Origin of the sequence: uncultured Campylobacter sp. (assembly GCF_938030685.1) — a bacterium.
In the GTDB taxonomy this organism is placed as follows: domain Bacteria; phylum Campylobacterota; class Campylobacteria; order Campylobacterales; family Campylobacteraceae; genus Campylobacter_B.
Genome location: NZ_CALHHX010000176.1, coordinates 19,471 through 27,661, shown reverse-complemented (window position 1 = coordinate 27,661; position 8,191 = coordinate 19,471). Strand labels below are relative to the sequence as shown.

The 8,191-nt window shown below is 47.9% G+C and carries 7 protein-coding genes; 6 read left to right on the top strand and 1 reads right to left on the bottom strand.

Annotated elements, in window-relative coordinates:
* Positions 1-278: 278 nt before the first annotated feature.
* The gene (locus Q0369_RS08200; protein ID WP_298098488.1) at positions 279-2,888 is read right to left on the bottom strand and encodes an AAA family ATPase; all 2,610 of its coding nucleotides are present in this window, start codon (positions 2,886-2,888) and stop codon (positions 279-281) included.
* 216 nt (positions 2,889-3,104) lie between these two features.
* Between Q0369_RS08200 and Q0369_RS08195 the strand changes: the two genes are divergently transcribed.
* Genes Q0369_RS08195 through Q0369_RS08170 form a run of 6 tightly spaced genes read left to right on the top strand, consistent with a single transcriptional unit; the run spans position 3,105 to position 7,979 of the window.
* Positions 3,105-4,394 (top strand): S41 family peptidase, encoded by a 1,290-nt coding sequence (locus Q0369_RS08195; RefSeq protein WP_367178992.1) that lies wholly within the window; start codon positions 3,105-3,107, stop codon positions 4,392-4,394.
* 10 nt (positions 4,395-4,404) lie between these two features.
* A complete protein-coding gene (purC, locus tag Q0369_RS08190; protein WP_297896375.1) occupies positions 4,405-5,124 on the top strand; it encodes a phosphoribosylaminoimidazolesuccinocarboxamide synthase in 720 nt (239 codons plus the stop codon).
* 3 nt (positions 5,125-5,127) lie between these two features.
* Positions 5,128-5,364, top strand: coding sequence for a phosphoribosylformylglycinamidine synthase subunit PurS (gene purS / locus Q0369_RS08185; RefSeq protein WP_298098486.1), 237 nt, complete (start codon positions 5,128-5,130; stop codon positions 5,362-5,364).
* Positions 5,361-6,026, top strand: a complete 666-nt coding sequence (purQ, locus tag Q0369_RS08180) for a phosphoribosylformylglycinamidine synthase I (RefSeq protein WP_298098483.1) — start codon at positions 5,361-5,363, stop codon at positions 6,024-6,026. The genes purS and purQ overlap by 4 nt, the downstream gene beginning before the upstream one ends.
* Positions 6,020-7,312, top strand: a complete 1,293-nt coding sequence (locus tag Q0369_RS08175) for an SH3 domain-containing protein (protein WP_291937538.1) — start codon at positions 6,020-6,022, stop codon at positions 7,310-7,312. The genes purQ and Q0369_RS08175 overlap by 7 nt, the downstream gene beginning before the upstream one ends.
* Positions 7,293-7,979, top strand: coding sequence for a 1-acyl-sn-glycerol-3-phosphate acyltransferase (locus Q0369_RS08170; RefSeq protein WP_298098480.1), 687 nt, complete (start codon positions 7,293-7,295; stop codon positions 7,977-7,979). Before Q0369_RS08175 ends, Q0369_RS08170 begins: the two co-directional genes overlap by 20 nt.
* Positions 7,980-8,191: the final 212 nt, after the last annotated feature.

Here is an 8,191-nt window from a genome sequence, read left to right as displayed (position 1 = left end):
TAGACTTGACGCGATAGTTGAGCTGTTTCAATTCCCAACGGGATGAAATTCTACTTAAAGGCTCTCGTATCCATTAAAGATAGCATTATGATGTTTCAATTCCCAGTGGAATAGAATCCTGCCTACTATAAAATTTTAAAAGTAATAAAAAGACTTTTGTTTCAATTCCCATGGGAAAGATTACCCACCAAATTTACTTAGCTAAGGCGTGAGATTTACCTCGCCAAATTTACTCCACCAGCGCGGAATTTACCCTGCAGGATAAATTCCGCCCGATTTTACTTTACCCTTTTTATCTCGATTTCGCTGTCACGCGCGTCGATTTCGATCCGATCGCCCGTTTTGATCTCGTCGCTTAGGATCATATCGGCGATCTTATCCTCCACTAGATCGTAGAGCGCCCTTCGTAGCGGCCTTGCACCGTATTCGATATCAAAGCCCGCCGAGGCGATGAGTTTTTTGGCATTTTCGCTTAGGCTTGCGTTAATGCCGCGATTTGCGAGCGTTTTTTGCAGACTCTTAAACATAATGCCCACGATTTTTATAAGATCGTCCTCGCTTAGGGCATTGAAGATCACGATATCGTCCAAGCGGTTGATAAATTCGGGCTTGAAATAATTCTTAAGCTCGCTCTTTACCGCCTCCTCTCGCTCGGCAAGCGCTACCTCGCGCGGCTTGTCCGTATTTTTGGCGTCAAGCTCCATAATCTTAGCCGAGCCGATATTGCTCGTTAGGATGATGATCGTGTTTTTGAAATCGACCGTAACGCCCTTGTTGTCGGTCGCGCGCCCGTCGTCTAAAATTCCAAGCAGGATGTTAAAAACGTCCTTGTGCGCCTTTTCGATCTCATCAAAAAGCAGCACAGAGTAGGGCTTTCTGCGCACAGCTTCGGTAAGCTGTCCGCCCTCATCGTAGCCCACGTATCCAGGAGGCGCGCCGAGCAAGCGCGAGACGCTGTGCTTTTCCATATACTCGCTCATATCAAAACGGATCATCGCCCGCTCATCGTCGAATAAAAACCTAGCGAGGCTCTTCGCGCTCTCGGTCTTGCCGACGCCTGTAGGTCCTAGAAACAAAAAGCTTCCGATCGGGCGGTTTTCATTCACGAGCCCCGCTTTGTTGCGCTTGACTGCGCGAGCGATGGCGTGCAGCGCCTCATCCTGCCCCACGACGCTCTCTTTTAGATGCTCCTCGATGTGGAGGAATTTCTCCTTTTCGGAGGAGAGCATTTTGCTTACCGAGATGCCCGTCCATTTGCTTAAAATTTCGGCCACACTCTCCTCGTCCACGCGGTTTCGCAAAAGCACGCCGTTTTCTTTCATCGCGTCCCATTTCGCCTCAAGCTCCTTGACCTTTGCTTGCGCGGCGGGGATCTTGCCGTATTCGATCTCGGCAGCCTTGCTAAGATCGCCGTTGCGTCTTGCTAAGCTCGCTTCGTTTTTGAGGCTGTCGATTGCTTTTTTAGCCTCGCTTATGCCGCCGAATACGGACTTTTCGTTTTCAAATTTAGCCTGAAGCGCGTTTTTCTGCTCGGTTAAATTTTCGATCTCTTTATCGATCTGCGCGAGCCTCTCGTCGTTTTTGCCGTCATCCTCCATTTTAAGGGCTTCCTTTTCGACCTGAAGCGTGAGGATGTCGCGCTTGGCCTTGGCAAGCTCGTTGGGCTCGCTTTCGATCTGCATTTTAAGCTCCGCTGCCGCTTCGTCAATGAGATCGATCGCCTTATCGGGCAAGAACCTATCGCTGATGTAGCGGTCGCTTAGCCTTGCAGCCGCCACAAGCGCGCTATCGGTGATGGTGACGTTGTGATGCACCTCTAGCCGCTCCTTTATGCCGCGCAAGATCGCCGTAGCCTCGCTCACGCTAGGCTCCGCGACCGTTACGGGCTGGAAGCGGCGCTGAAGCGCGGCGTCTTTTTCAAAATACTTTCGGTACTCTTTTAGCGTCGTAGCGCCGATAGCGTGCAGCTCGCCGCGCGCAAGGGCTGGCTTTAGGATGTTTGCAGCGTCCATAGAGCCTTCGCTTGCGCCCGCGCCTACGATGGTGTGAATTTCATCGATGAAAAGCACGACGTTTGCGGCTTTTACGACCTCGTTGATGACGGCTTTGAGCCTATCTTCAAACTCGCCGCGGTACTTTGCGCCCGCGATCAGCGCACTCATATCAAGCGCTATGACGCGTTTGTTTTGCAGGCTGAGCGGTACCTCTTTTTTGGCGATCAGCTGCGCAAGCCCCTCGACGACCGCGGTTTTTCCAACGCCCGGCTCGCCGAGTAGGATAGGGTTATTTTTCGTCTTGCGGATTAAAATTTGCATCATTCGTGAAATCACCTCGTCGCGACCGATGACCGGATCAAGCTCGCCCGCGATCGCCTTAGCGGTGAGATCGACGCCGAATTTGCTAAGCGCCTCAAGCGTCTCGTCGGCGGTTTGTGAATCGATGCTTTTGCCGCCGCGAAGCGCCTCTAGCTCTTTTTTGATCTCGCTAAGATCTGCAAATTTAGACAGAATTTTCTTTAGCGGATCTGCGTTTAAATTTGCGATCAGCCAGGTGTCTACGGCGATAAATTTATCGCCCGAGCTCGTCATCAGCCCCTTTGCGACCTCAAGTGAGTTCATCAGCTCGCGCGAGATTCGCACGTTTTCCTTCGTGACGTTTGAGCTCGTAGGCAAATTTGAAATTTCACTTTTGATCTCAAGCTCGACCGCGGTCTTTTCGATGCTAAATTTATTAAAAATTTGATTTAGAACCGAGCCGCTGTCGGCTACCAAAGCCCAGAGCATGTGTAATACGCCCACTTCGCTATTTTTGGAGTGGATCGCTAAAGAAACGCTGCTTTCGAGCAAAGAGCGCATTTTGTCGGTTAAAATTTCAATAGTTTCGTTCATAAATTTTCTCCTAAAGTTGACGTTAATTGCATTATATAACTTTAGTGTGTTTATGTCAAGGTTTTTTAGTGAGATTTTAAAATTTTCGGTTTAAATTTATCCGTAAATGCGTAAATTTCGTATGAAATTTACCTTATTTTTAGCCAATTTTCTATAAAATTCACTCCATTTTACTTTCAAGGATATGCTTTGCGACAAAAACACCTCTTCTTCGGCTTGGGATTCATATTTTCTCTATTTTTAGGCGTTAGTTTTTTTACCGGAAATTTACAAGCCAGAGAGGTCAACGCGACTAAAAAGCCAGACAGCGAAAAAACGCGTTTGGAGGCGCTAGCTAAGCTTACCAAAACGCTTGCGATCGTCGAGAACAATTATGTCGATGAAATGACTTTTTCCGAGCTTGTGGACAAGACGATCTCGGGGCTTATGAACAACCTTGACGCGCACTCAAGCTACATGGACGAAAAGGCGTTTAACGATACGAAAGTCCAGACCGAGGGCGAGTTCGGTGGGCTTGGAATTCAGGTGGGTATGAAAGACGGCGCTCTGACCGTCATCTCGCCTATCGAGGGCACTCCTGCCGATAAGAAAGGCATTCAGGCTAACGACGTGATCTTGCGTATCGATGGCAATGCGACCTTCGGCATCACGATCGACGATGCGGTCTCAAAAATGCGCGGCAAGCCGAAAACCAAAATCACTCTAACGATCGTGCGCAAGGGAGTTAGCAAGCCTTTCGACGTCGAGATTATCCGCGACATAATCAAAGTGGAATCGGTCTATGCTAAGATGATCGAGGATGATAAAATTTTATATCTGCGCGTTACGAATTTCGATCAGCACGTAGTTCCGGATGCGAGCAAATTTATAAAAGAGCATAGAGACGCCAAGGGCATTATTTTGGATCTGCGAAACAACCCGGGCGGGCTTTTGGATCAAGCGATCGGACTCGTAAATTTATTCGTCAGTAAAGGTCTTATCGTCTCTCAAAAAGGGCGCGCTAAAAACGAAACCGAAGCACATAACGCCGATCCTAAAAAGAAGATCACCGATCTACCGCTTGTGGTTTTGGTTAATGGCGGCAGCGCAAGCGCGAGCGAGATCGTAAGCGGCTCGCTTCAGGATCTAAAGCGCGCCGTGTTAGTTGGTGAAAAAACTTTTGGCAAGGGAAGCGTGCAGGTGATCCTCCCGATCGAGGATAAAGAAGCCTTGCGACTAACCATAGCGCGTTACTATCTATCAAGCGGCCGCACTATCCAAGCGGTGGGCGTGACGCCTGATCTCATAGTGGCGCCGGGCAAGGTGCCGAGCCGTGACGAGGATGAATTCTCGCTAAAAGAAGCCGATCTTAAAAAGCACCTGCAAGGCGAGTTAGCCAAGGTCGAGACTAAGAAAAAAGATGCTCAGAAAAAGGATGAGAAAAATTTCATCACCGCAGAGCAGATTAATAACGATATCCAGTTAAAAACCGCAATAGACGCGATAAAAATTCTAAACATCAAGTAAGGAGAGTGTGATGCAAGCTACCAAAAAAGAGCTTATCTACGAAGGCAAGGGCAAAAAGATGTGGTCGGTTAACGAAAGTGACGACCTTTTGATTTCGGAATTTAAAGATTCGCTGACGGCGTTTAACGGCGTCAAAAAAGCCGAAGAGAGCGGCAAAGGCGCGCTGAATTGTAAAATTTCGACGCTGATTTTTGATCTGCTTAAAAAGCACGGTATCGCTACCGCGCTTGTTGAGACGATCAGCCCGACCGAGCAGCTAGTGAAAAAATGTAAAATTTTCCCTCTTGAGATCATCGCTCGCAATATCGCCACTGGCTCGCTTACAAAGCGCCTAGGCATCAAAGAGGGTACGAAGCTTCCGTTTGCTCTGGTGGAGTTTTGCTATAAAGACGATGAGTTGGGCGATCCGATACTAAATGACGAGCATTGCTTGCTGCTTGGCGCCGTAAAGAGCCAAAGCGAGCTTGATGAGCTCAAAAAGATCGCGCGCAAGATCAATGAAATTTTGATTAAATTTTTTGATGAGCGAAATTTAAAGCTTGTGGATTTCAAAATCGAGCTTGGCAGAGATAAGGACGGCAATATCCTACTTGCAGATGAGATCAGCCCCGATAGCTGCCGCTTTTGGGACAAACAGACCGACAAGAAGCTCGATAAGGACGTATTCAGACAGGATCTCGGTAGCGTAAAAGTGGCCTACGAAGAGGTCTTGCGTAGAATTTTAGGATAAGCGATGAGGGTAGTCGTAAACGTAAGGCTTAAGCAGGGCGTGCTCGATCCGCAGGGCAAGGCGGTTTTGCACGCCCTCGCTTCGCTTGGCTTTAGCGGAGTGCGAGATGTGCGCGTAGCCAAACAGATTGTGCTTGAGCTAAACGGCGAGGATAGGGATAAAATTTATGCCGACGTCGCTAGGATGTGCGATGAAATTTTGGCAAACACCGTCATCGAAGACTATGAGATCGTGATATGAAGGTAGCGATCGTCAATTTCCCAGGCACCAACTGCGAGCGCGACACCAAATACGCCTTTGATAAGCTTGGTTGCGAAACGCAGATAATCTGGCATAAAGAAACCGACATAAATGCCGATCTGATCGTGCTTCCCGGCGGCTTTAGCCACGGAGATTATCTGCGGACGGCGGCTATTGCCAAATTTAGCCCGGTGATGAAGGCGGTTCTCGCTCATGCTGCGCGCGGCGGCTATATCCTAGGCATCTGTAATGGCTTTCAGATGCTTTTGGAGCTAGGCTTGCTCGCAGGCGCGATGAATAAAAATATAAATTTAAGCTTTATCTCAAAATTTCACAATTTGCGCGTCGTTTCAAACGACAATAAATTCCTGCGCTGTTGCGATAAGGGCGAAATTTTAAATATCCCGATTGCGCATGGCGAGGGCAACTACTATGCGCCTGCAGATACGCTAAAGTCGCTATACGACGAGGATTGCGTGCTGCTAAAATATTGCGACGAAAATGGCGCGGATCTAAATCCAAACGGCTCAGTGGACACAATCGCGGGGATTTGCGATAAAAACAAAAAGATTTTCGGTCTGATGCCGCATCCTGAGCGCGCGATAGAGCCTATTTTGGGCGGCACGGACGGAGAGAAAATGCTAAAAGGCTTAATTTGCTAAAAAGAATTCTTACTATTTTAGGTGTCTGCACGCTCGCGTTTGCTGCGCCGGAGATTGAGATCGATTCGCTTGATGATCTAAGTAAATACGCGCCGAAAAAAGCTGAGGATAAGCCGGACGAGCCGCAGACGCGCGATAATTCCAAAGTGATGCTGAAGTATAATAAAAAAGAGGTTATGTCGATGGATAATCTAAGCATCGACGATCTTAAGGCTTTGGCGCCTACTAACGAAGTCGATCTTGATGTATCCGACGATAAGGTCTATCAGGACATTAAGCCCAAGGAGCTTACGCTAAAAGCCAGCGGGATGCCTAGGAAGGTGTATTGCAATCAAATTTTTAAGATTGATTTCGCCGTGTATTTGGGGCAGAAAATCACCGTTAAGCCAAAGCTAGAGATCAGCCGCACCAATGGTATGAAGTGGCTTAATGCCGACAATCTTACGTGGATTGAGGGCGACGAGATGTTTGAGACGACGCTGTGGTTTGCGGCAAGCGATAAGAGCGATAAGATAAATGAGCTCGTTTTGACCTTGCAGCGTAACGGAGAATTCTTTGAAAAAAGCTCTATTAAGCCTGATAATCCGGAATTTATGAAGCTTGATACGAAGCCTAATTTTTCGCATATCGTAGCCGACGAGCTGAAACTTAAAAACTACAAAACTACAAAATTTGACGACGCATCGAATTTACTCACGCTCGATCTTGGTATCCGAAACGGCGCAATCAGCGCTTTTAGCATAGATAATCCCGCCATTATCAAGCAAGGTGTGGACTCCGTACGCGGCACATACGCAAGTCAGAGTGGATATTATTTCGCCGTCGTGGATAAAAATATCACAAATTTAGACTTCAGCTATTTCAATCTTAATACTAAAAAATTTGAAAATTTCGGTCTTGAGCTTAATCCGCGCGCCGAGGATCTTAGCACGCAGATCGGACTAAATCCGAAAGAGAGTAAATTTGAAGCTTACAAGCAGATCGCGATCTACACGCTAGCTGCTGTGCTTTTGGTGATGTTTCTGCTTAGTAAAAATATCACGCCGCTTATCTTTGCGGTGCTAATTTTGGCAGTAAATTTCTACGCGCAAAGGCCTTACGGCACGGGCAGTATTGCGCAAAATTCCCCGGTTAGAATTTTGCCTATGCAAAGCTCCACCGTGTTTTACGTGACTAAAAATCCCGAAAAGGTTGAAATTTTGGGTACGAATAAGGAATTTTATAAAATCATGCTAGGCGGCAACAAGATCGGCTGGGTTAAAAAAGATGAGCTTAGCAAGGATTAGAGCGCTATTTTACGCGATTTGGTTTATTTTTACCGTCGTTTGCGTCGTGATCGCTATGGCGGTGAAAAACTCCTCTCATCGCCGCTTTCGTCGCATTTGGGGGCGCTTCCAGCGCTACGGCATCGGGTACGATATCCAGATCATAGGTACCCCCGATCCGCGCGCGCAGCTAGTAATCGCCAACCACCAAAGTATAATGGATATCGTCGTGCTTGAAGAGACTCATCCCGCCGATATCTGCTGGATCGCTAAAAAGGAGATCGCAGACATCCCTATCATCGGCAAAATCATCACGCTTCCGAAGATGATCCAGGTCGATCGCTCAAATCCGCGCGATCTGGTGCGGATCGTGCACGAAGTTCAGCAGCGCGTGAGTGAAGGGCGCGTCATCACGATGTTTCCCGAGGGCACTAGGCATCGCGGCACGCAGCTTTTGCAATTCCAAAGCGGCGCCAAAGCGATCGTTAGCAAGCTTGGTCTGCGTGTCCAGCCCGTGGTACTCATCGGCACGCAGCACATCGCAAACTCTCACGATTTCACCGTCCATAGCGGACATGTCAAAATCATCTACCTAGACCTGCTCGATACGAGCGATAAAGATTGGCTGCAGCACGCCAGAGACACGATGCAAGCCGTAATCAATGAAAACGAAACCGCCGAAGCATAGGCGGGATTCATAAATTTATCGATAAAATTCAAACGCGACTTTTACTAATTCGCGCGATTTCTGTGCGCTAGCGCGTTTATTTGCGCTTTGATTTGCGGCGGCAAAATTTTATAAAATTTCATCCGCTCGTGTTAAGCGGCGTGGAATTTTAAAATTTCGTTCGTGCGCGTGGACGACGAAATTTTAAAATTTTATCCATGCGCACAGGCGGT

What these genes read in the sequence shown, in the direction of transcription:
- Q0369_RS08170 (WP_298098480.1), top strand. Translation starts at nt 7,293, where the DNA reads ATGAGCTTAGCAAGGATTAGAGCGCTATTTTACGCGATTTGGTTTATT.
- purC (WP_297896375.1), top strand. Translation starts at nt 4,405, where the DNA reads ATGCAAGCTACCAAAAAAGAGCTTATCTACGAAGGCAAGGGCAAAAAG.
- purQ (WP_298098483.1), top strand. Translation starts at nt 5,361, where the DNA reads ATGAAGGTAGCGATCGTCAATTTCCCAGGCACCAACTGCGAGCGCGAC.
- Q0369_RS08200 (WP_298098488.1), bottom strand. Translation starts at nt 2,888, where the DNA reads ATGAACGAAACTATTGAAATTTTAACCGACAAAATGCGCTCTTTGCTC.
- purS (WP_298098486.1), top strand. Translation starts at nt 5,128, where the DNA reads ATGAGGGTAGTCGTAAACGTAAGGCTTAAGCAGGGCGTGCTCGATCCG.